Consider the following 24781-nt stretch of genomic DNA (forward strand, 5'->3'; position numbering starts at 1 on the left):
TCTTGGTTGTTATTATTTCTTTTCGGGGAGGAGCACACGGTCAATCATGCCATATTCCTTGGCTTCGTCTGCTGTCATCCAGTAGTCGCGGTCAGCGTCGGCTTCGATGCGTTCGAGCGACATACCCGAGTGGTCGGCTATGATTTTGTAAAGTTCAGCCTTGTATTTTAGGATTTCGCGTGCTGTGATTTCGATGTCCGATGCCTGGCCTTGTACGCCTCCGAGCGGCTGGTGGATCATTACGCGTGAATGGGGGAGAGCCATGCGCTTGCCTTGAGCGCCTGCCACGAGAAGTACGGCTGCCATTGAGGCCGCCATGCCGATACAGATGGTCGACACGTCGCTCTTGATATGCTGCATGGTGTCATAGAGACCAAGACCTGCGATGACGGAGCCACCGGGCGAATTGAGGTAGATCGAGATGTCTTTGCCCGGGTCTACGGAGTCGAGGTAGAGCAGCTGGCCTTGTACGACTGTGGCGGTGTAGTCGTTGACATCTGTGCTCAGGAAGATGATGCGGTCCATCATCAGGCGGGAGAACACATCCATCTGTGCGACGTTAAGCTGGCGCTCTTCGATGATTGTAGGAGAGATGTATGAGGATGTTATCTGTTGAGCCGAAGATGCGGCATATTGGTCGAGTGCGAGCCCGTTCATTCCGAGATGGTGCACTGCGAAATTTCTAAAATCTTTATTCATAGATGTGTAACTTGTTTTCGCTGTTTTTGTAATGTAAAGTTACAAAAAAAATCTCTTTCGGTCAAAAAAATATTTCTAAAATGTCCTATCTAAAACGAAGATAGGTGCTCGAAGAAATGCCAGATGGCTATTCCGCCTGATACAGATACGTTGAGCGAGTGTTTTGTGCCTCTCTGGGGGATTTCAAGACAGATGTCGCATTGGTTGACCACATTTTGTGCGACACCCTCGACTTCATGGCCGAGTATCATTGCGTAGCGTCGTCCGCGTTGAGGCGAAAATTCCTGTAGCTCGATGCTGCCCTTTACTTGCTCGAGGCAGCATAGCGTATAGCCGTCGCGCTGAAGCTCGGCGATGCACTCTTCGGTGGTGGCGAAATATTTCCATGCCACCGAGTCTTCTGCGCCAAGCGCTGTCTTGTGGATTTCAGGCGATGGAGGGCAGGCGCTGATGCCGCACAGCATGATGCGCTCGACTGCAAATGCGTCACACGTGCGGAAGATAGCTCCGATGTTGTTAAGGCTGCGCACGTTGTCGAGGACTACTGTCAGCGACATTTTTGGCTGCCGTTTGAAGTGCTCGATGTCTGCGCGGTGAAGGTCGCGGATAGTCTTCTTTTCCATAATGGGGTCTTTATACAAGCGGTATTGTCGGGGCGAAGAGGCTTCGAGGCCTTATGTGGCGACTCCCTGCCAACAAAGTTAACAATTTTTTTTGAAAAAATGCTCTGCAGGGGAGCAAACTTTGTTGAGTTTGCTCCCCTGCAGAGTGATAGTGTTCCGAATTGAAGTGGAAGTTGTCGTTTACGCTTCAGCCGGTTTTACGTTAATGAACTTGCGGCCTTCCTTGCCTTCAGTGAAGACAACCACACCGTCGATGAGTGCGAAGAGGGTGTGATCCTTGCCCATGCCTACGTTGAGACCGGGGTGATGCACTGTTCCGCGCTGACGCTTGATGATGTTACCTGCCTTGCAGTACTGGCCACCGAAAATCTTTACACCGAGTCGTTTGCTTTCTGACTCACGGCCGTTCTTAGAACTACCAACACCTTTTTTATGTGCCATTTCTTTTTAGGATTTTAGTGGGGTTAAGCTACAACTTCTTTAATTAACACTTTGGTGAAGTACTGACGGTGGCCGTTTTTGCGACGATAGCCTTTGCGGCGTTTCTTCTTGAAAACGATAACCTTCTCGCCTTTTACAAGGGGAGTGAGGACTTCACATACAACCTTTGCGCCTTCCACTGTGGGAGCGCCAACTTTAACTGTTTCGTCGGCCTGAGCGAGGAGCACGCGGTCGAATTCGACCTTGTCACCTTCTTTAACAGCTTCGCCGAGATAGTGAACATACAGGAACTTTTCAGGCTCTGCCTTGAACTGCTGTCCCTGAATTTCTACGATAGCGTACATTTGTTATTAATTGGTTTTCAGGTTATTCCGTCGGGCGAGCGCATTTCGCTGGGCGTTTGCGGCTTCTTTTAAGAGCCCGATACGGCTAAATCGGTTGCAAAGGTATGAAAAATCGCCTGATTACGCAAAGAAAAAGTAGATATATTTTAGGATTGATTCCATTTTTTTGTGTTTGGAGTCGAATTGTGGGCGCTGTCGTGTGTCGTCCGTTTGTGTTTTGTCCGGTGGGTGATTATAGAAATAAAAAAAAGATGAGATTCGCGAAGGAATCTCATCTTGCATTTCTTAAGTCGGGGTGACTAGACTCGAACTAGCGACCTCACGCCCCCCAGACGCGTACTCTAACCAACTGAGCTACACCCCGATTAGGAAACAAATGGTGCTTTGTTTTTCAAAAGCGATGCAAAGGTAGGAACTTTTTCTGAAACTACCAAGAAAAATCGAGAAAAAATTATGCGACTCTGAAAAATGAGGGCGAGGAAGTGGGGATTTGTCGTTTTGCGGAAATAAAAAAAAGATGAGATTCGCGAAGGAATCTCATCTTGCATTTCTTAAGTCGGGGTGACTAGACTCGAACTAGCGACCTCACGCCCCCCAGACGCGTACTCTAACCAACTGAGCTACACCCCGATTAGGAAATAAATGATGCTTTGTTTTTCAAAAGCGATGCAAAGGTAGGAACTTTTGATTTACCATCCAAATCTTATGGCTAAAATTAACTCATTTTAATTAAAATAGTATAAATGCAGAGCTGAATGTTAAATTAATTTGCAATTGACATCGCGTTGAACCGTAATGAGGCTACTGCGATTCTTGTTTTTTGGCAATTTGCCGACGATGAGTCTTCTTCTCATAAGGCCTGATAAAATATTCTTCATAATAGGCGAGGAGGAGTGTGGTGAGCGGGATGGCAATTATAAGTCCGATCATGCCGAGCAGTGTCCCCCATACGGAAAGCGACAGGAAGATAAGTGCAGGATTAAGGCTCATTGCCTTTCCGATTATTTTTGGGGTAAGCACGAGGTCCTGTATCACTTGCACTATACAATATACAGCTATCATTTTCCAGAACAGTGTCCAGAAGCTTATATCTCCTCCGACTGACACCACTATACATATTATAGTAGCCGGAATCAAGGATATGAGCTGAAGATATGGAACCATGTTCAGCAATCCTATAAACATTCCGAGTACTATGGCCATAGGTAGGCCGATGATCAGAAAGCCTATGCTGAACAGTATGCCTACGATGAATGCCACGAGGGCTTGCCCGCGGAAATATTGATTCATGGAATGTTTGACATCGCGCCCGATTTTAAAAACGACCCTGCGGTATTTCGGCATCACCATGCGTTGGAATCCTCTTGAGATCTTGTCGTAGTCAATCATTATGAACACTATGTATAGCAGCACTATCACCCAGCTGAACATGCTCATCACGAGCGAAATAGAACCGGTGATTACATGCCATGACGCTGAGAGCCCTTCTTCAAACATTTTCATCCATTCTTCGTGGGAGAGCTTGCGCGCGATAAATTCGAAATCCACATTGTTGCGGAGAAATTCGTGCAGGCTTTCCGGGATGAATGGTATTTTGATTTCGTTTTGGGTATAGCTTTTCAGAAGTGTGGCCATCTGGGAGGACTCTCTGATGATCATCGGGACTATGAAGTAGAGAATGACGAGCAGAAAAAAAGTCATCTCGAACAGTGTCACAAGCGATGCGATGACACGGCCTTTAAGATTGAGCAACTGGCGGTTGAACTGGACAAACGGCTCGAAAAGGTAGGCAATCAGACATCCTACGCAGAATGGCAGCAGGACGCCTTTGAGAATGCTGATGAGCCATATTGCTCCAACAAACAACACGCAGTTTATGACGAGCCTTACGGTTCGGTCAAGGTCGTAACGTTGACGGACAAGCATGATTATTATATTTATTATATGTATAATTTGGCCACGAAATTACTCAATATATTCCAAAATTTCATTATTTATATTAATTTTGTCAACCGTTTATCATCCATGATAAATTTTTAATAACCCTATATAAATGGAAAAAGTAAATCAATCAATCGTTGAGTCAGGCCGTCGGTTGCTTTCTGACAAGGCTTGGGCTCGATGGACAGCGTTGGCGCTGGTAGCGTCGATGATGCTGTTTGCCTACATGTTTGTCGACGTTATGTCGCCATTACAGTCATTAATCCAGACACAGCGCGGATGGTCGCCTGATGCTTTTGGCTACTACGCCGGAGCGGAATACATATTAAATGTGTTCGGATTCCTGATACTCGCAGGTATAATCCTTGACAAAATGGGTGTGCGCTTCACCGGCACTCTTTCGGCTTCGCTCATGGTGGTCGGCGCGCTCATCAAGCTCTATGCTATCAGCGACGCTTTTCAGGGAACCGGGCTTGAGATATGGCTCAATTCATGGTGGACGGCAATGCCCGGCAGTGCGAAGCTTGCGGCTCTTGGCTTCATGATTTTCGGCTGCGGTTGCGAAATGGCCGGTATCACAGTCTCCAAAGCGCTTGCCAAATGGTTTGAGGGCAAGGAAATGGCTCTCGCAATGGGCCTTGAGATGGCCATAGCGCGTATCGGTGTGTTCTTCATCTTCACCATTTCACCCCGTCTGGCCGACAGCGTGATTCCCGCGTCAGTAGTAGTCCCTGTGGCTTTCTGTTCGGCGCTTCTCTGCATCGGTCTGCTGAGCTTTATCGTCTTTACTTTCATGGATGCCAAGCTTGACCGCGAGATGGGAGCCAACAAGGTGGCCGAGGCTGAGTCTGACGAAGAATTCAAGCTTTCGGATGTCGGTGCGATTTTCGGCAGCAAGCTTTTCTGGATTATCGCCCTGCTCTGTGTGCTTTATTATTCAGCCATCTTCCCCTTCCAGCGCTATGCCGCCAACATGCTTCAGTGTAATCTCGGCATTTCCGAGACTCAGGCTTCCGACATCTTCCGCTGGTTTCCTGTCGGTGCTGCCTGTCTCACTCCTTTCCTCGGCTATTTCCTTGACCGCAAGGGCAAGGGTGCAAGCATGCTGATTCTCGGTGCTATCCTTATGATTGTCTGTCATCTTACGTTTGCATTTGTAGTCCCGTCGACCAAGAGCGAGCTCATCACTTATTCTGCCATCGTCGTGCTTGGCGTTTCGTTTTCGCTTGTGCCTGCGGCTCTCTGGCCTTCAGTTCCCAAAATCATGGATAAACGTTTCCTCGGTAGTGCTTATTCGCTGATTTTCTGGGTGCAGAATATTGGTCTGGCGTTCGTTCCCATTATGATTGGTAAAGTTATCACTTGGTCTAATCCCGGAGTGACCGACCCGATGCAGTATGACTACACTATTCCTATGTGTTGTTTTGCCTCTCTTGGTGTGCTTGCACTGATATTCGGCATTATCCTCAAGGCGATGAACGCAGTCCATCACTATGGTCTTGAAGACCCCAACATAAAAGAAGATTTTGAAGACGTCCGTATCGACGGTGAAGCGTAAATTCTTTCGTATAAAACACTAAAAGACAATCTCCCGGAAAATTATTTCAGAATTTTCCGGGAGATTGCTTTTTTTTATGCTGTAGGCGAGGTCAGAATGACCGTTCGCGTCGTGATGCGTCTATTCTCAGAAGTATAAACAAAAGGAATGTGAAGCCCCACAGGGACGAACCTCCATAGCTGAAGAAGGGTAGAGGGATACCGATTACAGGGCATAATCCGATGACCATGCCTATGTTGATGGCGATATGGAATATCAGGTAACTTGCCACACAATATGCGTAGACTCGTCCGAACACGTTGGGCTGGCGCTCCGCTATATGGATGATTCTCAATATAAGTATCAGGAACAGCAACAACACGCCGGCAGAACCGATAAAGCCTTCTTCCTCACCGACGGTGCAGAAGATGAAGTCGGTATGCTGTTCGGGTACATATTTGAGTTTCGTCTGTGTCCCGTTAAGGAATCCTTTCCCGAACAAGCCTCCTGAGCCGATGGCTATTTTTGACTGGTTTACATTGTAGCCTGCGCCTCTGAGGTCTTCTTCCATGCCAAGTGCGACCTTGATGCGCATCTGTTGGTGGGGTTGGAGTATGGACGTAAACGCATAATTGACTGAAAACAGAAATATGACTGAAACCATGGCGGCACTCACTGTTATTATGAGTTTCCTTGCCTTGGTCTTGAACATCAATAAGACGCAATAGGCAAGAGCGGCCATGATGACTGTTATGAAGAATATCATGCCGGGCACGGGGACTCCGATGATTTCAAGGGCTGTGACAATCGCACCTGTGCCGACAAACCACAACAAGACATTGCGGGCCGCTTCGAATTCCTTGCAATATATCGCAAGCATGGCCACGATAAGCACCATTATCATAATGAATACCGCAGCCTGTCCTGCCGGTATTCCTAAAAGAAGTGTCCCGGTGAATTTGACGGCTACGACAAAAAATGTCACCGCACAGACCGCTGCAAGCAGAATCAATCCGCTCATGCCTTCACGATACAGGACAAAAAATAGCGACAGATAGACAAGGGCCGACCCTGTTTCTTTCTGCCCGAGAATCAGAATCACAGGCAGGAAAATAATCATCAGGGCAAGCATGTAGTTCTTCCGGGACGCGTTGAGCACGAAATTATAACTCGAAAACAGTTTTGCGAGGCAGAGTGCGGTGGCGAACTTTCCGAATTCCGCCGGCTGTAGGCTCATAGGCCCGATTACAAGCCAAGAGCGTGAACCTTTGATGTCCGGCGCTATAAATATGGTGACGAGCAGCAGTAGCAACAAGCCGCCATAGATGACGTAGGCATAATTTTCATACACTCTGACATCTATGAGCAGCAGGACGAGGCCGAGGACAAGCGACAGTCCTATCCAACGGAACTGTTTGCCTGAAAACTCGGTGAAACTTAACATGTTGGCATGGTCAAAGTCATAGCTTGCCGCATAGATGCTCACCATTCCGGCCATGACGAGTATGATATAGAGCACGACTGTGAACCAGTCGACATATCTGAATACAGAACCGCTGTTTTCTTGTTGCACTTTCTTTAGCCTTTAAAAATTGGGGAAGATTCTGATTCGCAGAGGAGCATTCTTAATGCTTCCTTGTTCCGGCGAATTGTATTGTGTTTGATTGTAACATCCGTTCTTCGAGATACTTTCGTTCGGGCGGTATGTGGCCTCGAAGATAGCGTTCCATGACAAGCGAGCCGATCGGGACACCGAATGTCGCTCCGAAGCCGGCATTTTCGACATAGACTGCAATTGCGATTTTCGGGTCATGATAAGGTGCAAAGCCCATAAAAGCCGAGTGGTCTTTGCCGTGTGGGTTCTGAGCCGTACCCGTTTTGCCGCATACTTCAATGTCAGGCAGGTTGGCGAGGCGGCACGTACCTCCTGTCACAGCCATGCGCATACCTTCGGCAATGTCGTTATACCAGTGAGAGGCGATGGTCGGAGTGTGCTTCTCAAGATATTCGGCGGGAACAATCGTATCCTGTATCTCTTTGACGACATGAGGGGTGATGTAATGTCCGCGGTTGGCTATCGTTGCACACAGATTTGCAATCTGGAGCGGTGTCGCAAGGATTTCGCCCTGTCCGATTGATATTGATATGATGGTGTTCGCACTCCAATGGCCTGCTCCATACCATTTATTGTAGAAATCGACATTTGGAATAAAACCGCGGTATTCTCCCGGAAGGTCTACGCCGAGTTTGTAGCCATAGCCCATCGAGACCATGTGTTTCTTCCAGATGTCAAAAGCGTTGGCCGAACTGCCATATTTGCCACGTTTGTCGATCATGGCTTTAAATCCCCAGCAGAAATATGCGTTGCATGAGGTCTGTAGGGCCGGTTTCAATGGTAGTGGCGAGCCATGTCCGTGGCAGCCTACGCGCAGGCCGCCTGAAATGAATCCGTGATAGCAGGGAAACATCGTGCCTGTGGTGATAATCCCTTCTTCAAGAAGAATGAGACCTTGAGTCGGCTTGAATGTAGAGCCGGGAGGATATGTCGCCTGAATCGCACGGTTGAAGAGCGGTTTGTCGGGGTCTGTCATCATTTTATTGTAGTTCGCTCCACGTTCTCGCCCGATAAGCAGGCTCGGATCGTAGGATGGTGCGGATACAAGACAGAGTATTTCGCCGGTTGACGGCTCGATGGCCACCACTGCGCCCTTCTTGTTCATCATAAGTGATTCGGCATATTGCTGCAGTTCGATGTTGAGCGATAGCTTGATGTTTTTTCCCGCGACTGCATCGCGGTCCAGCGCACCCTCCTCATAGCGGCCCTGTATGCGTCCGAGGGCATCGCGCATCAACACTTCAGCTCCCTTTTTCCCACGTAAATGTTCTTCGTAGGTATGTTCGATTCCGATGTCTCCGATATAGTCACCGGGCATGTAATAAGGGTCTTTGTCTATGTCCTTCTGTGATACTTCGCGAATATTTCCAAGGACATTTGCCGCAGTTTTGTAGTTGTATTCGCGCAGGATGCGTTTCTGGATATAGAAACCGGGAAAACGATATAGCTTTTCCTGCAGGCGTCCATACTCTTCCGCCGTGAGGTGGGTGAGCAGCTTCTGCGGTGAATAGGACGAATAGCCGGGATTGCGACGCTTGTCTCTCATGTCGACAAAACGTTTGCGCAAATCTTCGGGAGAGATGTTGAGGGCGCGACAGAAATCGAGAGTGTCGAACTCCTTTACATCGCGCGGAATCATCATGACGTCGTATGCCGGCTGATTGTACACTACAAGGCGGCCGTCGCGGTCGTAGATTATGCCACGTGATGGATACACCGCTTTGCGGAGGAATGCATTTGAATCGGCATATTCCTTGTATTTCGAATCGAATACCTGTAGATTGACAAGCCTGCAGATATATATCATGGCGATAATCACGATGAAACCGCCTATGACGTAGCGCCGTTTTTCGAGATTATAATCTTTTCTCACTTCTTTTCACTTCGTGGTGTCATGAAGCTGTCAATTCCGACCATGAGCGCCATCGAAAGTATCGTACTGAATACAATACGCAGCAGAAGGCGCACAGGATTGAAAAATGTGAACGCTTCAATCAGAAATATGATGGTACAGTAGAGCAACGTCATTGTCAGAAGGTATTTCAGATACGTTGCTGTTCCGAGCGAGTGCATTGACGGTTCCGGACGCGTCAAATCCTCTTCGCGCGGTACGTAGAGTCTGAGTATCGGTCTGCGGCACATGGCAAGTATCGTGCATGATACTGTGTTCATTCCGTATGTGTCGGAAAAAATATCCACGATCAGTCCCAGAAAAAAACTGATGGTGAGAAGCCAATTGAGCGAAAGCGTTATAGGCAAGCGCAAAATCAGATAGATGAACACCAATGGGACTGCAACATTGAACAGGCATATGTGGTTGAATACAATTACCTGAGCAAGCACCAGAATGATGCCGAGAAGGATGAATTTAAGCACCGTTTTACTCATAGGAATCAATTGATGTTTTTGATTTCGATATCCTTTTCAACTTCAGCGAGTTCCTCTTTCATGTTGTCGCGGATGACTCTTACTGTCGAAAGGGTTGAGAAATCGGTGAATAATTTTATGCGTAGCGTATAGAAGTTGTCCTCGCGGTCGCGTGAGCCGGAAAGGATTGTGCCGACAGGGACTCCTTCAGGGAAAACAGATGAATAACCGCTTGTCACAACCGTGTCGCCTTTGACAAATTTTGCGTGCTTTGGAAGCTCTTCGAGGATTGCTTCTCCGGGATCACGGCCGTCCCATACGAGAGAACCGACCTGATCTTCTCCTTTTACCTTACATGACAGTCTGAGATATGGATTTAGGACTGATATGAGTCGGGCGGTATGGTCGCCCACGACGTTTACGATGCCGACAATTCCATTCTGGTCGATTACGCCCATCTCCGGTTCGATTCCGTCAAGACGCCCTTTTTCAATTGTTATATAATTATGTGAGTGGTTGATTGAATTGTTGATTACGTGGGCAATCAGGAAATGATAGCGGGTGAGGGCTGAATCAACTGTCATTGTGTCAGCGTAGACTTTTTCCCGCTCTGCACGCAGACGGTCCTTGAGCATGTAGTTCTCAAGTTCGAGTTCCGATATGCGTACCTGCAGATCCTCGTTTATGTCGCGCAATGAAAAGTAGGATGTGACATTATGTGTGGTGTTGTAGACTCCTGACGCGACGATGTTGGCTGACGATAGAAAGACATGGTGCTGAAATGGATTGCGTGAAAACAGCAATGCAAATCCAGCCACAAGGTAGAGCGCGAACAGGAACCACGAACTGTATTTTACGAAAAACTTTAGAAGCTCGCTCAATGTAAATGGATATAAAAGCTATACGAACAGCAAAGCATAAGAGCCTGACATACAATAGTCTGATGTCTAAGCTACTTACGCAATGCTAATTCTTGGTTGTCTGTAAAGAGTCTGAATGTAGAGAGGCGGTGTGTGGAATCCGCTGGTCTTAGCGGATTAGGAACGAGAAGGTCTCGATGTTCTTCAATGCAACACCCGTGCCTTTTGCAACGGCGAGCAAGGGGTCTTCGGCAATGTGGAACTGGATGCCAATCTTGTCGGTCAGACGTTTGTCGAGACCGCGCAACATAGCACCGCCACCTGCGAGGAAGATGCCGTTCATGACGATGTCGGAATAGAGTTCCGGAGGTGTCTCGTCGAGAGCCTGCAGGACTGCGGCCTCAATACGAGAGATTGATTTTTCGATGCAATGGGAGATTTCCTGATAGCTGACGGGAACTTCCATCGGAAGCGCCGTCATCTTGTTCGGGCCATGTACGATGAAGTCTTCCGGGGGATTCTCAAGCTCGGTGAGGGCTGAGCCGACGTGTATTTTGATTTGTTCGGCAGTGCGCTCTCCGACCTTTACATTGTGGACGCGGCTCATGTGTTCCATGATGTCGTCTGTAAGGTCGTCGCCTGCAACCTGAATGCTCTTGTTGGATACGATGCCGCCAAGAGAGATGACTGCGATTTCGGTTGTGCCACCGCCTATGTCGACAATCATGTTGCCTTGTGGTGCGAGGACATCGATGCCGATACCGAGGGCTGCTGCCATAGGTTCGTAAATCATGTAGACGTCACGGCCACCTGCGTGTTCCGAAGAGTCGCGGACCGCACGGATTTCGACTTCTGTCGATCCGGAGGGAATACCGACCACCATCTTCATTGAGGGCGAGAACCAATTGCTCTTGGAGCTTGCTTTTTTTATGAGGCCACGGATCATCATTTCGGCGGCATTGAAGTTGGCAATAACGCCCTTGCGTAGCGGACGTATTGTCTCGATGCCATCATTTTCTTTGCCTTGCATGAGTTTGGCCTCGCGACCTACAGCAATGAGTTTGCCGGTGCGTTTTTCGATTGCCACAATTGACGGTTCGTCAATGACAATCTTATCATTGTGTATTATAATCGTATTGGCCGTACCGAGGTCAATTGCGATTTCTTTGGTGAATGAAAATAATCCCATTAGTTGTATTGAGGTTCGAAGTATTTTTTTATCTTTGACAAGTCCCCGAGAGTCATAAATTCGCTCAGGGACTTGTCGAAGATTATATGTAAGGATTAGTGCTTGAAATGACGGAAACCGGTTGTGACCATTGCCATGTCGTGAGCGTTGCAGTAGTCAACGCTTTCCTGATCGCGGATTGAGCCTCCGGGATGGATGACGGCTGTCACGCCCGCTTCGTGTGCGATTTCAACGCAGTCGGGGAAGGGGAAGAATGCGTCTGACGCCATTACTGCGCCATGAAGGTCGAATCCGAAAGAGTGTGCTTTTTCGATTGCCTGTTTGAGCGCATCTACGCGGGATGTCTGTCCGACACCGCTTGCAAGGAGCATTCCGCCTTTGGCGAGGACAATCGCATTGCTCTTTGAATTCTTGACAATCTTGTTGGCGAAAAGAAGGTCGGCTGCCTGCTCGGGGGTGACTGCCTTGTCGCTCACCTGTTTGAGATCATCGACAGTCTCGATTTTAAGGTCGCGTTCCTGAACAAGAGCGCCGTTGAGGATTGAACGGAACTGCATCTTGGTGTCAAGCTCTTTCTTGATGACGAGGATGATGCGGTTCTTTTTCTGTTTGAGTATTTCAAGAGCGCCGTCGGTATAAGCGGGGGCGATGATAACCTCAAAGAATATTTTGTTTATTTCCTCGGCTGCTGCTTCGTCCACAGTACCATTGGTGATGAGCACACCGCCAAAAGCGCTTACAGGGTCTCCTGCGAGAGCGTCTTTCCATGCTTCTGCGATGGTGGGACGGGTTGCAAGGCCACAAGCGTTGTTGTGTTTAAGGACAGCGAATGTCGGATCGGTGAATTCTGAAATCAGAGAGACGGCTGCGTCGATGTCAAGAAGATTGTTGTAGGAAATCTCTTTGCCATGAAGCTGTGTGAACATTGCGTCGAAGTCGCCGAAGAATGTGCCTTTCTGATGGGGGTTCTCACCGTAGCGCATTGATTTTGCATCGTCAAACGCAATGCGGAGGGCGTCGCTCTCGTCAATGGCGCATGGAACTGAGGTTGATGCAAAATAATTGTAGATGTCAGTGTCATATCCTGACGAGACTGCAAAAGCCTGAGCGGCAAACCAGCGGCGTTCTTCGAGCGTGGTTTCAGCTCCGTTGCGTTTGAGTGTCTCGGCGAGAGGCTTGTATTGTGCTTTAGAGGCTACAATCACGACATCATTATAGTTTTTGGCGGCTGCACGGATGAGCGATATGCCACCTATGTCGATTTTCTCGATGATATCTGCTTCCGGAGCTCCTGAAGCCACAGTCGCACGGAATGGATAGAGGTCTACGATTACAAGGTCGATTTCGGGAATTTCATATTGGGCTATCTGTCCCCGGTCTCCTTCGTTGTCGCGACGGTTGAGTATTCCTCCGAAAACTTTAGGGTGGAGGGTCTTGACGCGTCCGCCAAGTATCGAGGGGTATCCTGTCAAATCCTCTACGGCATCACATTCATAACCTAAACTTTCAATGAAAGAACGAGTGCCCCCTGTTGAAAGGAATTTAACACCGTCGGCATGGAGCAACGACAAAATTTCATCCAGTCCGTCTTTATAAAAGACTGAAATAAGCGCGGTCTTGATTCGTTTGTTGTCAGACATCGGTAGTAATTTCTGAACTTATTTTGGAAACTATGATTTTGAAAGTGCAAAGTTAATGAAAAATACTCACTATTTGAAGAAATTTAAGCTCAATTGTTGGCCGGTTAAATTGAAAATTAATATTCTTCTACTATGGAACGGTGATTTGCTGATGCGTTTTCCCCGGATTGCTTCTTGAACGGGCGGTTTGGATAAAAAAGAAAGTGGCCTGATTTTCGTAATCAGGCCACTTTTTGTAATCTTCAAGTAGAGATTTCCACAAATGGGGAAACTTACTTTCTGATACCGAGTTCTTTCTGAGCGATGATGGCACGGTAGCGGTTGATGTCCTTGCGGATGAGGTAGTCGAGAAGACGACGACGCTTACCTACCAAAGCCTTAAGAGCTCGAGCTGTCGTATAATCTTTGTGATTTGACTTGAGGTGTTCAGTCAAATGAGCGATACGGACTGAGAATAATGCAATCTGTGCTTCAGGTGAGCCAGTGTCAGTCTTGCCCTTACCGTACTTCTCAAAGATTTCTACTTTTTCATCAGAGTTCAAGTGCATTGATACAGATGTTTAAAAGTGGTTAATGATGTATATAAAATGAATTTTGCTCTAAAGAGCGCACAAAGGTAAGCATTAACTTTGACAAATCCAAACCTTTGCGGAAAAATCAGAGATTAAACGTGCACATCGATTCCAAAGACGGACTCGACATGGTTTAGTCCATGTTCAGGTGGTCTTTCGCCGGGTTGCGGAAATGAATCTTGTGTTCGAGATATTCCTGAGTCGCAATCAGGGTCGGTTTGGGGAGTCTTTCGTAGAAGCGGGAGATTTCAATCTGTTCGCGGTTCTCCGAAATTTCCTCAAGGTTGTCGCTGAGTGATGCGAATTCCTGAAGTTTCTTTTCGAGGTCATGTTTCATCTCGCCTGCAATCTGGTTTGAGCGCTTGGCGATGATGCATACGGTTTCATAAACGTTGCCGGTGTCCTCGCTCATTTTGATGAGGTCGCGGGTCTGAGTGTTGAGAGGTGCGTTGGTCTTCTTGTAGTCCATTATATCTCTGTGGTTTATGTAGTTGTTGCTTGTTGTTTGTTTTACTCCTTCGAATCAGTCCTTGACATAGCGCTGGGCGATTTTAAATATATTGTCGGCCTCTTCGCGGTTGGGAGTGTCTGGGTAGTTGTTGATGTAGGAGTAGTATTCGTCAATGACTTCGCGGAAGCGGTCGGCTTTCTTTTCGTCGATACTTTCGCGCGCTTCCTGATACCGGGCCTTCAGGACGAGCAGTTCGAGGTCTTCTTTATATTTCGAATACGGATAATTCTTGATGGCGTTTTTTGCGACGATTACGGCGCTTTCATAATTATTACCCTGATAGCTGCCGAGGTTGTAATAAAGCTGGGCGTTTTCGAGCTGCTTAAGTGTGAGCTTGTCCTGAAGTTCAAAGATGGCGTTCTGTGCAATCGACACTTTGTCGCTCTTCGGGAAATAGTCAAGGAATGACTGGAGCTCTTCAATAGCCTTTATTGTTCCTGACTGGTCGAGCTGGGGCTCCGGCGAGTCAAGGTAATATCCATAACCTGTGTAGAAACGGGCCAGCTCTGTGTATTTCCCTTTGGGGAAGCGGCTGTAGTATGTCTTGAAGTATTCTCCTGAGGTCTGATAATCCTTGTTCTCGTAGTTTGAAAGGGCGAGGAGATAAAGCGCATCTTCCGCTTTTTCAGATCCTTTGAATTGAGTGACGATGTCTTCAAGCGCGGTTGAAGCCTGAGTGTATTTTTTCGCTTCGAAAGCTCGTTTCGCATAATCGAGGCGATAGTTTGCGTCATTGCTTTTCAGCACACGCTGATACTCTCCACATGAGGTGAAGATCATGGCGGTGGCAAGCATGACTAAGTACTTTCGCATTTTTGTGATCACAGATTATTGGGTGGTCTTCGTGAGAATTGATTTTTCAACTTGCAAATTTAACGCATTTTTGGCAATTTCGAGCAATCGGAATCTGATATTTTTAATAAAAATAACATTATTAGCTATTATTATTGCCGAATGAGGCTAAAATTCGATAAATTCAGCTAAATTTGTCAATAAAATCAATAGATAATGGTCCATAATATTAGCATAAGACATTTTTTTATAAGCCTTCTGATATTTTCGGCGGGGTTGTGTGCACTCCCGGCGTGTGGTGATTCGCCAAAGCGAGAGATGCGCGGTGTGTGGCTCGCTACCGTATGGGGGATTGACTGGCCGTCCGTCAGTGGAACGACGCCGGCTATACAGAAGAGACAGAAAGCTGAAATGGCTGAGTTGCTTGACCGTTGTGAAGAAATGAATCTGACATCGGTCTTTTTTCAGGTGCGCGGAATGGCTGATGTGATGTATGAGTCGAAACTTGAGCCGTGGTCATCGTTCGTTTCAGGAAAAAGAGGCGTGTCTCCCGGGTGGGATCCGCTGGCGTTTGTCGTCGATGAATGTCATCGGCGCGGACTGGAGTGTTATGCATGGGTCAATCCGTTCAGATGGAGTTCGGGAACGAATTATGACAGTGAAATAGACCGGAAATGGAAAGACAGGGGCTGGCTGCTTTCACATGGGAAATATACGGTTTTTAATCCGGGTCTTGAAGAGGTCCGTGACCATATTGTAGATATATGCCGTGAAATAGTTACAGGATATGCGGTCGATGGGCTTGTGTTTGACGATTATTTTTACCCAAACCGTATCCCCGAGACATCTGCCGCTCCTGACTATGGTCTTTGGCAGGAGCAGTCACCGTGGATGAGTTTCGGAGATTGGCGGAGGGCTAATGTGCATAAAACAGTGGCCGACATACATTGCATGCTGCTTGATACGCGTCCTGATATCAGATTTGGCATCTCGCCGGCCGGCGTTGCCGGAAAGACACATACATCTTCCGAGAAATGGGGGATGCTGCCGTGTGGGGTGAAAGCTGACGACTGGCAATATAAAGAGATATATTCCGATCCTCTCGGCTGGCTCTATCAGAGAACTGTCGATTTCATATCTCCTCAGATTTATTGGCCTACCACACACTCGACAGCGCCTTATGAGCCCTTGGTGCGCTGGTGGAGCAATGCGGCCGGTCTATATGGCTGCCATTTCTATTCGAGCATGACGCTTGCTCCTCTGGAAAAGAACAATACGCCATCGCAGCGCAGTGAGCTTTTGCGTCAGGTTGAGGCAAACCGGACTCTTAGTATGACGGGCGACTTCGGGTCGGTGTTCTATAGCGCAAAATTTCTTGGCAAATTATCGCAGGATATTGCGCGTAGGCATTATTCATGCAAGGCTTTGTCGCCAATGATATGTCGCAAGGGTGTGGAAAAGCCTTTGCCTCCGTCTTCACTTGCGTTGAAAGGAGGGGTGTTGTCATGGAGCTATGATAAGTGTGGTCCTGACCCGATAAGGCGTTATGCTGTCTATGCTTTCCCGGCACATCTGTCGAAGAGTGAAATAATGGACGATGGTGGCGATGGGATAGACAATAGGTATCTTGTCAGAATCTGCTATGGCTGTTCGATAGCTGTTCCTATGGGGATGAGTTATGCAGTCACGGCGATTGACGGTAATTCGGTTGAATCAGAGCCGGTATTTATTTAAGTCATCCGGTTTTAGAGGGTGTTTAATAACAATAGTTAAAATCTGAGTGGTGTATCTTTTAGGTAAATTGTTGTAAGCGAGGAAGAAGCATAGTGCGCTATGCGACTGACGAGCTTCAAAAATTTAGCAAAAGAGACACCAAGGCTTGGGTAACTTAAAATTTTTTATTCATGAAACAGCATACAGAAGAAAAGACAATACCATCGCCTCCGAAAGTTTTGAGTGCCTATGACTCTTTATTTCAGTCACATAGCACGCTATGCTCCTTCAATTCAGAGCCATATCCATCTCAAAACTTTCGCTCAGATTTTAACTATTGTTATTAAACACCCTCTTAAAGGGTGATGTAGGAAATTTGATGTGGGCGCTCCGTCTCAGAGTGCCCACATCTGTGTTTTAACGAATCAAGATTTTGCTAATCAACTTATTGGAGTTGAAATCTGTTGACGATGCCGTGTGTCTGCATAGTGTCAGCTTGCTGTCTTAGGGTGAGTTAGACGTTTTGAATCCTGTGTCACGTAAAATCGGATGACTGCATAAATGATGTTTTGCATCGGTGTCAGTGTGTCCTCCGGATTTTGTCCGAGAATAAACTCCATGCTTAGGGCATTGCTGATTGGAGCGCGGTCGGTTGGTTGGAGAGAGTTGATTGTGTCGATGACGCGCGGACTGATGACAAATGAAGTTTTCATGATGAGGCGATTTTGAGAAGTGAGAAAAATGAGGAGGTGGTTGATTTGGGAGAATGAGTGGTTGACATTGCAAAGATAGTAAGATGTATGGGCTTAATCATTGCCCGTCTGAATTAAAATATATTAACAGTAAAAAAGCGCCACCTGCCATATATTGCAGGTGGCGCTTTTTTTATTGTTAACAGTAGTGGTGGTAATGCGTTAAAGCATCTTTACTGACCGGTTGATAAATTCATTGAGGTCACGGCCGCGGAGAAGTCCGTTGGCAAGAAGGGCGAGGTCGATGGCCTGTTTTACGACCGGTTTCTCAGAAGCATAGCGAGCTATGAGTTCTTCTTTTTCCTTGCGGTTCTTCTCGACATTGTCGGAAAGCTGCTTTTCTTCAGCCTTTTGTTCGTCGGTAGGATTGTTGTCCTTGATTTCGGAGCGGAGAACGGTAATCTTTTCGTTGTCTGCGTCAATCGAACTGTTGATTGGAGCAAGTTTTTCGGAAAGAGCCTTTTCGGCTTCGTCGAGGATTTTCGCAACAACCGGCTGAGATGTGTTGACGATAAGGTTGTAGCTATCGGGTAGTTCAGCATAGAAACTCATGCCGGGCTGGGTTGCAGCCATGTCTTTCATGCGTCGCATGTACTCATTCTGAGTGATGAGAATCGGGTTGGCTGCCGGGTCGAGTGACTCGAACGACACAAGGAAGTCGGCTTTTTCTACGGCAGGAATCTGGCTGCGGAACAAGGGGGTCAGGAGCGAAATCTGTTCCGGAGTAAGTCCGCTGTCCTTAGCTTCCTCTTTCGGGATGAGTTTTTCGGCGACATCACTGTCGACACGTACAAAACGGGTCTTTTCAAGCTTGCTTTCAAGCATTGAAATGAAATGCCCGTCGAGCTGTCCGTCCATGAGCAGGACATTATAGCCCTTCTCATTTGCCGAATGTATGTAGTTGTACTGGGCGGTTACGTCAGTTGCATAGATATAGACTACATTGCCGTCCTTGTCTGTCTGAGATGCTTCAACGAGTGTGCGGTATTCATCAAGGGTGAAGTATTTCCCCTCTGTGTCACGGAGGAGGGCGAATTTCATGGCCGAGTCACAGAATTTCTCGTCGGTCAACATGCCATACTCGATGAAAATCTTGATGTCGTCCCATTTAGATTCGAAATCAGACCGGTTTTCTTTGAAAAGTTCATCAAGACGTGAAGCCACTTTCTTTGTGATGTAGCCTGAGATTTTCTTGACGGCTGTATCGCTCTGAAGATATGAACGGGAGACATTAAGAGGAATGTCGGGAGAATCAATCACACCCTGAAGAAGCATCATGAATTCCGGAACGACCCCTTCGACAGAGTCTGTCACATAGACCTGATTGCAATAGAGCTGGATACGGTCTTTACGGATGTCAAGATTGCTCTTTATTTTGGGAAAGAACAGGATGCCTGTAAGTGTAAACGGATAGTCTACGTTCAGATGTATCCAGAACAATGGGTCTTCCTGTCCGGGATAAAGCTCATGGTAGAATTTGCGGTAGTCCTCGTCGGTCAGTTCAGCCGGCTTTTTAGTCCATGCCGGTTCGATGTCATTGATGATCTTGTCTTTGTCTGTATCGACATATTTACCGTCTTTCCATTCCTGTTCTTTGCCCGAAACGACCGGGACAGGCAGGAAACGGCAATATTTCTTCAACAGGGTGTCTATGCGTGCCTGTTCAAGAAATTCCTTGTTGTCATCATCGATATAGAGCACGATGTCCGTACCGCGTTCGGCTTTGTCGGTCGGCTCCATTGTGTATTCAGGGCTGCCGTCGCAAACCCATTTGACAGCTTCAGCGCCTTCCTTGTAGCTCAATGAGCGGATTTCGACTTTCTTGGCCACCATGAACGCGGAGTAGAAACCGAGTCCGAAATGACCTATAATAGCATTGGCAGTGTCCTTATATTTATTAAGGAATTCTTCCGCTCCTGAGAATGCAATCTGATTGATATATTTATCAATGTCTTCCGACGTCATTCCGATGCCATGATCGCTTACGGTAAGCGTGCCTGCCTCTTTGTCAATGGTGACGCGGACTTTCATTTCGCCGAGTTCGCCTTTGAATTCGCCGAATGAGGCAAGTGTTTTCAGCTTTTGTGTCGCATCAATGGCATTGGATACGAGTTCGCGAAGAAAAATTTCGTGGTCGGAGTAGAGGAATTTTTTTATGACCGGAAATATGTTTTCGGTCGTTACTCCAATCTGTCCTTTTTGCATAATATATCGGTTTAAGTTTTTTATATTTATTACTTAGAACAATATAGCAAACAAAATGCCAGAGTGGAAAACTGACAAATTCTGTTAAAAATACTGCAAAAATGACAGATTATTCTTTAAGGATTAAGTGTAAAGTATTAAGGATAAAGTAAAGGATGAAGGTTGCGGGGAAGTCCGACATGGTTATAATCCGTTGGGGACAACCGGGCGCGAGGAGACAATGGAGGTGGTGTCGCGAGGGACATTGATGTTGTGTCGGTTGAAAATATTGACCGCATTGCGGATGAAGCCTTTGCGGAAGTGTTCCATCGACTTGTGCAGCTTCCGGCTCTCCGCAGGGAGAAGTCGGAAATTATCGCCCTTCTCCAAGGCCGGTTGTGTGAACACAAGGCGATAGCTTGCACTGCATACGTATGCCCGTCCGAATATGTCGCGTGCAAGCTTGACACGGGCCATTGCTCCTCCACGGGTGTCGGTGGTGCGCATTGAAGAGATGAAGTTGCCCAATGAGTAGACTGTGAAGCATGGACGGCCTGTCGGCTGGTGAATTTTCAGCTTCATCGGTTGGATTACGTGCGGATGTCCGCCGATTATGAGCTCCACTCCTGCATCAGCAAGAAATTTTGCCAGACTTTTCTGAGAGGCGTTTGGCAGGAGTTTGTATTCTTCTCCCCAATGGATACATGCAGCTATGATCTCCGCACCTTTATTTCGGGCGTTGCTTATGTCTGATGCGATACGGGCACGGTCGATATAGTCGATTTCGATGTCGGTCCTTTTTGTAATGCCGTTCGTGCCGTATGTGTAATTGAGAAAAGCGACTTTAAATCCGTTGATGTCATGTATCATCGGGAGCAGTGAATCGCGGTGTGCGATGTTGCGATATACTCCTATATACGGCACGCCTTTCCCTTCCAGCGTATTTATTGTCCTTATGACGCCTTTGTCGCGTCTGTCAAGAATGTGGTTGTTGGCGGTCAGCAGGAGATTGAAACCGGCCTCTGTGAGTGCATCGACATAGTTGTCATGCGCACAAAACATCGGATATCCTGAATAAGGGGCTCCTCCCAGTGGTGTCTCAAGGTTTACCACTGCAAAATCGGCCGATGAGATGTATGGCGAGAGGGATGAGAAGTAAGGAGAGTAGTCAAGTGAGCCGTCGGGCTGTAGAGCCGCATCAATCTGCCGCTGATGTTGCATAGCATCACCGGCAAACACAATCTCCGCGCTGTCCTGTGGAATCAGCATGGAGAGAAGTGAGAGGAAAACAGCAATCATGCTCACGTTTTTGGAATAGGGTTATATAAATTTCAGGGATGCCCATAACGGCATCCCTGAAATATGTCGATTAATTGTAAATCTCTTTTTTTGCGGCGAGAAGGGTGTTGCGCATAAGCGAACAGATGGTCATTGGTCCTACACCACCCGGCACAGGTGTGATGAACGCACACTTTTCGGCAACGTTTTCGAAGTCGACATCTCCACGCAGTCTGAATCCGCTCTTGCGTGTAGCATCGGGGACGCGTGTAGTTCCGACGTCAATCACGGTTGCACCCGGCTTGACCATGTCGGCTGTGACGAATCCCGGGCTGCCGAGTGCGGCGATAATGATATCGGCTTCGGCGCATGCCTCTTTGATGTTGTTTGACGCACTGTGTAAAACTGTCACTGTCGCATTTCCGGGGTTGGCCTTCTGCATCATGAGCGAAGCAACGGGCTTGCCGACAATGTTGCTACGTCCGAGCACCACGCATTTCGCGCCCTTGGTCTCGACACCGTAGCGCTTGAGCAGTTCCATGATTCCCGACGGGGTTGCAGAAACGAAGCAAGGCAGACCGATTGACATGCGGCCGACGTTTACGGGATGAAATCCGTCGACATCTTTGCGATAGTCGATTGCTTCAATTATTTTCTGCTCGGAAATATGTTTTGGCAAAGGAAGCTGCACGATGAAACCGTCAACTTCGGGATCGTTGTTGAGTTCAGCAATGGTTTCAAGAAGCTTGGCTTCGGTCACATCATCCTCGTAGCGGATGAGGGTCGAGCGGAAGCCGCAGGCTTCGCATGCCTTTACTTTGTTGGCTACATAAGTCTCGCTGCCTCCGTCATGACCGACGAGGATGGCTGCAAGATGGGGGCGGCGCTTACCTTGGGCCACCATTTCTTCGACTTCAGCTGCGATTTCGCGCTTGATGTCGTCTGCTGTCTTTTTTCCGTCGATAAGTGTCATCTTCTCATTCCTTTCATGTTACGCATCATTGCCATCGGATTTTTAATGCCCGATACGGCTTTCATCATTTTGCGGGCGTCGTCAAACTGCTTGATGAGTCTGTTGACTTCCTGAATATCAGTGCCCGAGCCCTTGGCTATACGCTTGCGGCGGCTGCCGTTGAGGATTTCGGGGCGTTCGCGCTCTTCGGCTGTCATCGAGCGGATGATGGCTTCGATGCCCTTGAATGCATTGTCGTCGATGTCGATGTCCTTAATAGCCTTGCCGACACCGGGAATCATTGAAGCGAGTTCCTTCAGGTTGCCCATCTTCTGGATTTGCTGTATCTGCTGGAGGAAGTCGTTGAAATTGAACTGGTTTTTGGCTATCTTGCGCTGAAGTTCGCGGGCCTGCTTTTCGTCGTAGGCGTTCTGAGCTTTTTCAACGAGTGACACGATGTCGCCCATGCCGAGGATTCGGTCGGCCATACGCGAGGGGTGGAAAAGGTCGAGCGCATCGAGTTTTTCGCCTGTGCCGACAAACTTGATGGGCTTTGTGACTACCGTACGTATCGAGAGCGCGGCTCCGCCTCGGGTATCACCGTCGAGCTTGGTGAGCACAACGCCGTCGAAATCAAGACGGTCATTGAATTCCTTGGCCGTGTTGACAGCGTCCTGACCTGTCATCGAGTCGACAACGAAAAGTGTCTCCTGCGGTTTGACAGCTTTCTTTATTGCTGCGATTTCCTGCATCATCTGCTCGTCGACGGCCAGACGGCCGGCGGTGTCGATGATGACGAGGTCGTGATGGTTGGCTTTGGCGTGTCGGATTGCATTTTCGGCAATCTCGACAGGATTCTTATTGCCGTCTTCTGTATAGACAGGGACGTTTATCTGTTCGGCGAGAACCTTGAGCTGGTCGATAGCGGCCGGACGATATACGTCGCATGCTACAAGCAGCGGACGTTTGCCCTGTTCCGATTTGAGCTTGCGTGCGAGTTTGCCTGAAAAGGTGGTCTTACCTGAACCTTGCAGACCTGACATGAGGATGACAGTAGGGCTGCCTGACAGATTGACCTGAGCTGTCTCGCCACCCATGAGGCGGGCAAGTTCGTCATGTACAATCTTGACCATAAGCTCACCGGGCTTGATGGCGTTGATCACGTTCATGCCCAAAGCCTTCGCTTTGACTTCGTCGGTAAACTGTTTTGCCACCTTGAAGTTTACGTCGGCTTCAAGAAGTGCGCGGCGCACATCCTTGAGGGTCTCGGCTACGTTGATTTCGGTGATTTTGCCTTCACCTTTCAGTATCTTGAAACTTCTTTCAAGTCTCTCGCTTAGATTCTCAAACACTTGGAATTGCGGGGGGATAGGGGGTTAGAAAAACTTTTGCTTATAAATACTTAACGGCTTGAATGCCTGCCACCGTTAAGTCTTCCGGCTTATTCCGGCAGAAGACGGTTGGTGCGGGTGTCGGGGAAGAGCACCACAGGCTTGTGGTTTTTGGCTTCTTCGGGCGTCATCTGTGCATAGCACATGAGGATTACCACATCGCCCACCTGCACTTTGCGGGCAGCAGCTCCGTTGAGACAGATTACGCCAGAGCCTCTTTCTCCGGGGATGACGTAGGTGTCAAAACGTTCGCCGTTATTATTGTCTACTATATAGATGCGCTCTCCGGGGAAAATTCCGGCTGCGTCAAGGAGATCTTGGTCAATGGTGATGCTGCCGATGTAGTCCAGACGGGCTTCAGTGACAGTCACACGGTGGATTTTGCACTTGAGTAGTTCGAGTGTCATTTCCTTTTTGGATATTTTATGTTGTCAATCAGGCGGACATCTCCGCAGAATACTGTCACACATCCTACTGCGCTGTCTGTCGCATTCCAGTCGCTGACCGGCTGCATTGTCAGTGCGTCGACGATTTCATAATATTCCACCTCCATTTGCGGGAAAGAGTTGATTTCGTCGATAACATAGCGCTTTGTTTCTTCTACGCTATGGTCGGCCGCCCATGAGAGGCTGCCTTCTAGTGCCTTGTGGATGGCGGGGGCGATTGCTCGCTGCTCAGGTGTCAGACGGACATTGCGTGAACTCATTGCAAGACCGTCGTCTTCACGTTTGATAGGGCAGTCGACAATTTCGAGATCAAAACCCTCAAGCTCGACCATTTTTCGGATTACGGCAATCTGCTGGAAGTCTTTCTCTCCGAAATATGCACGTGTCGGGCGTGTGAAGTCGAAGAGCTTGCTGACAATCTGAGCCACGCCGTTGAAGTGGCCGGGACGCATTGCGCCTTCCATCACTTCGGCCACCGGTCCGAGAGCGAACTCGCGGGTGTCTGGCTCGGGATAGATTTCTTCAACCGAAGGGATGAATGCATAGTCAACGCCAGCTTCACGCATTAAAGCTGTGTCGGCTTCTTCTGTGCGCGGATAGGTCGCAAGGTCGTTAGGGTTATTGAACTGCGTCGGGTTGACGAATACGCTTACCACTACAGTGTCGTTCTCACGACGGGCGCGCTCAATCAGTGACAGGTGTCCTGCGTGGAGCGCTCCCATTGTAGGGACGAGTCCGATGCTGCCGTTTTCACGGGCAACGTTGAGCTTGGCTTTTAATTCTGCTACAGTGCGAATTATTTCCATTTCTTTTCTGGTATGTCTGAAATTTCAGAGTGCAAAATTAAACATTATTTGTACAACAAGCAAATAAAAAAGTTTATTGATTCCACTGTATGTTGTCCCGGATATTTATCAATATGTGTGTGCACGTA

23 protein-coding genes and 2 tRNA genes are annotated in these 24781 nt (G+C 48.0%); 2 read left to right on the plus strand and 23 right to left on the minus strand.

Going from position 1 to position 24781, the window contains the following annotated elements:
• Positions 1-12: 12 nt before the first annotated feature.
• From clpP to QZ311_RS05295, 7 genes are all read right to left on the minus strand, one after another.
• Positions 13-699, minus strand: a complete 687-nt coding sequence (gene clpP, locus QZ311_RS05265; RefSeq protein WP_297065003.1) for an ATP-dependent Clp endopeptidase proteolytic subunit ClpP — start codon at positions 697-699, stop codon at positions 13-15.
• An 89-nt stretch (positions 700-788) separates the two neighbouring features.
• Positions 789-1322 (minus strand): RNA methyltransferase, encoded by a 534-nt coding sequence (locus tag QZ311_RS05270; RefSeq protein ID WP_297065006.1) that lies wholly within the window; start codon positions 1320-1322, stop codon positions 789-791.
• A gap of 180 nt (positions 1323-1502) precedes the next feature.
• Complete coding sequence (rpmA, locus tag QZ311_RS05275) at positions 1503-1763, minus strand: 50S ribosomal protein L27 (protein ID WP_123614463.1); 261 nt, start codon at positions 1761-1763, stop codon at positions 1503-1505.
• Between the two features lie 23 nt (positions 1764-1786).
• Positions 1787-2107: a 50S ribosomal protein L21 gene (gene rplU / locus QZ311_RS05280; protein ID WP_297065011.1), complete on the minus strand. Its 321-nt coding sequence runs from the start codon at positions 2105-2107 to the stop codon at positions 1787-1789.
• Positions 2108-2397: 290 nt separating this feature from the next.
• Positions 2398-2471, minus strand: a tRNA-Pro gene (locus tag QZ311_RS05285).
• Positions 2472-2663: 192 nt separating this feature from the next.
• Positions 2664-2737, minus strand: a tRNA-Pro gene (locus QZ311_RS05290).
• Positions 2738-2908: 171 nt separating this feature from the next.
• Entirely contained in the window at positions 2909-4033 is a 1125-nt protein-coding gene (locus QZ311_RS05295) for an AI-2E family transporter (RefSeq protein ID WP_297065014.1), read from the minus strand.
• 148 nt (positions 4034-4181) lie between these two features.
• On the opposite strand from QZ311_RS05295, the gene QZ311_RS05300 reads away from it, so the two are divergent.
• A complete protein-coding gene (locus tag QZ311_RS05300) occupies positions 4182-5606 on the plus strand; it encodes an MFS transporter (protein WP_297065105.1) in 1425 nt (474 codons plus the stop codon).
• 91 nt (positions 5607-5697) lie between these two features.
• Here the strand turns inward: QZ311_RS05300 and rodA are convergent, their stop codons facing one another.
• The 9 genes from rodA to bamD form a co-directional block, all read right to left on the minus strand.
• Positions 5698-7158, minus strand: a complete 1461-nt coding sequence (rodA, locus tag QZ311_RS05305) for a rod shape-determining protein RodA (protein WP_297065017.1) — start codon at positions 7156-7158, stop codon at positions 5698-5700.
• Between the two features lie 52 nt (positions 7159-7210).
• Positions 7211-9073, minus strand: a complete 1863-nt coding sequence (gene mrdA, locus QZ311_RS05310) for a penicillin-binding protein 2 (protein ID WP_297065020.1) — start codon at positions 9071-9073, stop codon at positions 7211-7213.
• Positions 9070-9588, minus strand: a complete 519-nt coding sequence (locus tag QZ311_RS05315) for a rod shape-determining protein MreD (RefSeq protein ID WP_297065022.1) — start codon at positions 9586-9588, stop codon at positions 9070-9072. Before QZ311_RS05315 ends, mrdA begins: the two co-directional genes overlap by 4 nt.
• A 5-nt stretch (positions 9589-9593) precedes the next feature.
• Entirely contained in the window at positions 9594-10448 is an 855-nt protein-coding gene (gene mreC / locus QZ311_RS05320; protein WP_297065025.1) for a rod shape-determining protein MreC, read from the minus strand.
• A gap of 148 nt (positions 10449-10596) precedes the next feature.
• Positions 10597-11616, minus strand: coding sequence for a rod shape-determining protein (locus QZ311_RS05325; RefSeq protein WP_297065028.1), 1020 nt, complete (start codon positions 11614-11616; stop codon positions 10597-10599).
• Positions 11617-11711: 95 nt separating this feature from the next.
• Positions 11712-13256, minus strand: a complete 1545-nt coding sequence (gene purH, locus QZ311_RS05330) for a bifunctional phosphoribosylaminoimidazolecarboxamide formyltransferase/IMP cyclohydrolase (RefSeq protein WP_297065033.1) — start codon at positions 13254-13256, stop codon at positions 11712-11714.
• Between the two features lie 272 nt (positions 13257-13528).
• Entirely contained in the window at positions 13529-13804 is a 276-nt protein-coding gene (gene rpsO, locus QZ311_RS05335) for a 30S ribosomal protein S15 (RefSeq protein ID WP_123614454.1), read from the minus strand.
• A 157-nt stretch (positions 13805-13961) separates the two neighbouring features.
• Entirely contained in the window at positions 13962-14297 is a 336-nt protein-coding gene (locus QZ311_RS05340) for a DNA-directed RNA polymerase subunit omega (RefSeq protein ID WP_123614453.1), read from the minus strand.
• 54 nt (positions 14298-14351) lie between these two features.
• Positions 14352-15152 (minus strand): outer membrane protein assembly factor BamD, encoded by an 801-nt coding sequence (gene bamD, locus QZ311_RS05345; RefSeq protein WP_297065037.1) that lies wholly within the window; start codon positions 15150-15152, stop codon positions 14352-14354.
• Between the two features lie 195 nt (positions 15153-15347).
• On the opposite strand from bamD, the gene QZ311_RS05350 reads away from it, so the two are divergent.
• Positions 15348-16865: a family 10 glycosylhydrolase gene (locus tag QZ311_RS05350; RefSeq protein ID WP_297065040.1), complete on the plus strand. Its 1518-nt coding sequence runs from the start codon at positions 15348-15350 to the stop codon at positions 16863-16865.
• Positions 16866-17335: 470 nt separating this feature from the next.
• Here the strand turns inward: QZ311_RS05350 and QZ311_RS05355 are convergent, their stop codons facing one another.
• From QZ311_RS05355 to panC, 7 genes are all read right to left on the minus strand, one after another.
• The gene (locus tag QZ311_RS05355) at positions 17336-17557 is read right to left on the minus strand and encodes a hypothetical protein (RefSeq protein ID WP_297065043.1); all 222 of its coding nucleotides are present in this window, start codon (positions 17555-17557) and stop codon (positions 17336-17338) included.
• 201 nt (positions 17558-17758) lie between these two features.
• Complete coding sequence (gene htpG / locus QZ311_RS05360) at positions 17759-19801, minus strand: molecular chaperone HtpG (RefSeq protein ID WP_297065045.1); 2043 nt, start codon at positions 19799-19801, stop codon at positions 17759-17761.
• A gap of 183 nt (positions 19802-19984) precedes the next feature.
• Complete coding sequence (locus tag QZ311_RS05365; RefSeq protein ID WP_297065048.1) at positions 19985-21079, minus strand: CapA family protein; 1095 nt, start codon at positions 21077-21079, stop codon at positions 19985-19987.
• A gap of 70 nt (positions 21080-21149) precedes the next feature.
• Positions 21150-22031 (minus strand): bifunctional methylenetetrahydrofolate dehydrogenase/methenyltetrahydrofolate cyclohydrolase FolD, encoded by an 882-nt coding sequence (gene folD, locus QZ311_RS05370; RefSeq protein ID WP_297065051.1) that lies wholly within the window; start codon positions 22029-22031, stop codon positions 21150-21152.
• Positions 22028-23362 carry a signal recognition particle protein gene (gene ffh / locus QZ311_RS05375; RefSeq protein WP_297065053.1) on the minus strand — a complete coding sequence of 445 codons (1335 nt, stop codon included), beginning with the start codon at positions 23360-23362 and terminating at the stop codon, positions 22028-22030. The genes folD and ffh overlap by 4 nt, the downstream gene beginning before the upstream one ends.
• A gap of 89 nt (positions 23363-23451) precedes the next feature.
• The gene (gene panD / locus QZ311_RS05380) at positions 23452-23808 is read right to left on the minus strand and encodes an aspartate 1-decarboxylase (RefSeq protein ID WP_123614444.1); all 357 of its coding nucleotides are present in this window, start codon (positions 23806-23808) and stop codon (positions 23452-23454) included.
• On the minus strand, positions 23805-24653 hold the full coding sequence (gene panC / locus QZ311_RS05385) for a pantoate--beta-alanine ligase (protein WP_297065059.1): 849 nt from the start codon (positions 24651-24653) through the stop codon (positions 23805-23807). The genes panD and panC overlap by 4 nt, the downstream gene beginning before the upstream one ends.
• Positions 24654-24781 lie beyond the last annotated feature (128 nt).

Origin of the sequence: uncultured Duncaniella sp. (assembly GCF_910578445.1) — a bacterium.
Lineage (GTDB): Bacteria > Bacteroidota > Bacteroidia > Bacteroidales > Muribaculaceae > Duncaniella.

Coding starts and splice junctions, on each gene's coding strand:
- QZ311_RS05315 (WP_297065022.1), bottom strand. CDS start 9,588: ATGAGTAAAACGGTGCTTAAATTCATCCTTCTCGGCATCATTCTGGTG.
- QZ311_RS05365 (WP_297065048.1), bottom strand. CDS start 21,079: ATGATTGCTGTTTTCCTCTCACTTCTCTCCATGCTGATTCCACAGGAC.
- folD (WP_297065051.1), bottom strand. CDS start 22,031: ATGACACTTATCGACGGAAAAAAGACAGCAGACGACATCAAGCGCGAA.
- panC (WP_297065059.1), bottom strand. CDS start 24,653: ATGGAAATAATTCGCACTGTAGCAGAATTAAAAGCCAAGCTCAACGTT.
- QZ311_RS05270 (WP_297065006.1), bottom strand. CDS start 1,322: ATGGAAAAGAAGACTATCCGCGACCTTCACCGCGCAGACATCGAGCAC.
- purH (WP_297065033.1), bottom strand. CDS start 13,256: ATGTCTGACAACAAACGAATCAAGACCGCGCTTATTTCAGTCTTTTAT.
- rpmA (WP_123614463.1), bottom strand. CDS start 1,763: ATGGCACATAAAAAAGGTGTTGGTAGTTCTAAGAACGGCCGTGAGTCA.
- rpsO (WP_123614454.1), bottom strand. CDS start 13,804: ATGCACTTGAACTCTGATGAAAAAGTAGAAATCTTTGAGAAGTACGGT.
- QZ311_RS05355 (WP_297065043.1), bottom strand. CDS start 17,557: ATGAAAACTTCATTTGTCATCAGTCCGCGCGTCATCGACACAATCAAC.
- htpG (WP_297065045.1), bottom strand. CDS start 19,801: ATGCAAAAAGGACAGATTGGAGTAACGACCGAAAACATATTTCCGGTC.
- QZ311_RS05340 (WP_123614453.1), bottom strand. CDS start 14,297: ATGGACTACAAGAAGACCAACGCACCTCTCAACACTCAGACCCGCGAC.
- QZ311_RS05325 (WP_297065028.1), bottom strand. CDS start 11,616: ATGGGATTATTTTCATTCACCAAAGAAATCGCAATTGACCTCGGTACG.
- QZ311_RS05295 (WP_297065014.1), bottom strand. CDS start 4,033: ATGCTTGTCCGTCAACGTTACGACCTTGACCGAACCGTAAGGCTCGTC.
- rplU (WP_297065011.1), bottom strand. CDS start 2,107: ATGTACGCTATCGTAGAAATTCAGGGACAGCAGTTCAAGGCAGAGCCT.
- clpP (WP_297065003.1), bottom strand. CDS start 699: ATGAATAAAGATTTTAGAAATTTCGCAGTGCACCATCTCGGAATGAAC.
- bamD (WP_297065037.1), bottom strand. CDS start 15,152: ATGCGAAAGTACTTAGTCATGCTTGCCACCGCCATGATCTTCACCTCA.
- QZ311_RS05350 (WP_297065040.1), top strand. CDS start 15,348: ATGGTCCATAATATTAGCATAAGACATTTTTTTATAAGCCTTCTGATA.
- panD (WP_123614444.1), bottom strand. CDS start 23,808: ATGACACTCGAACTACTCAAGTGCAAAATCCACCGTGTGACTGTCACT.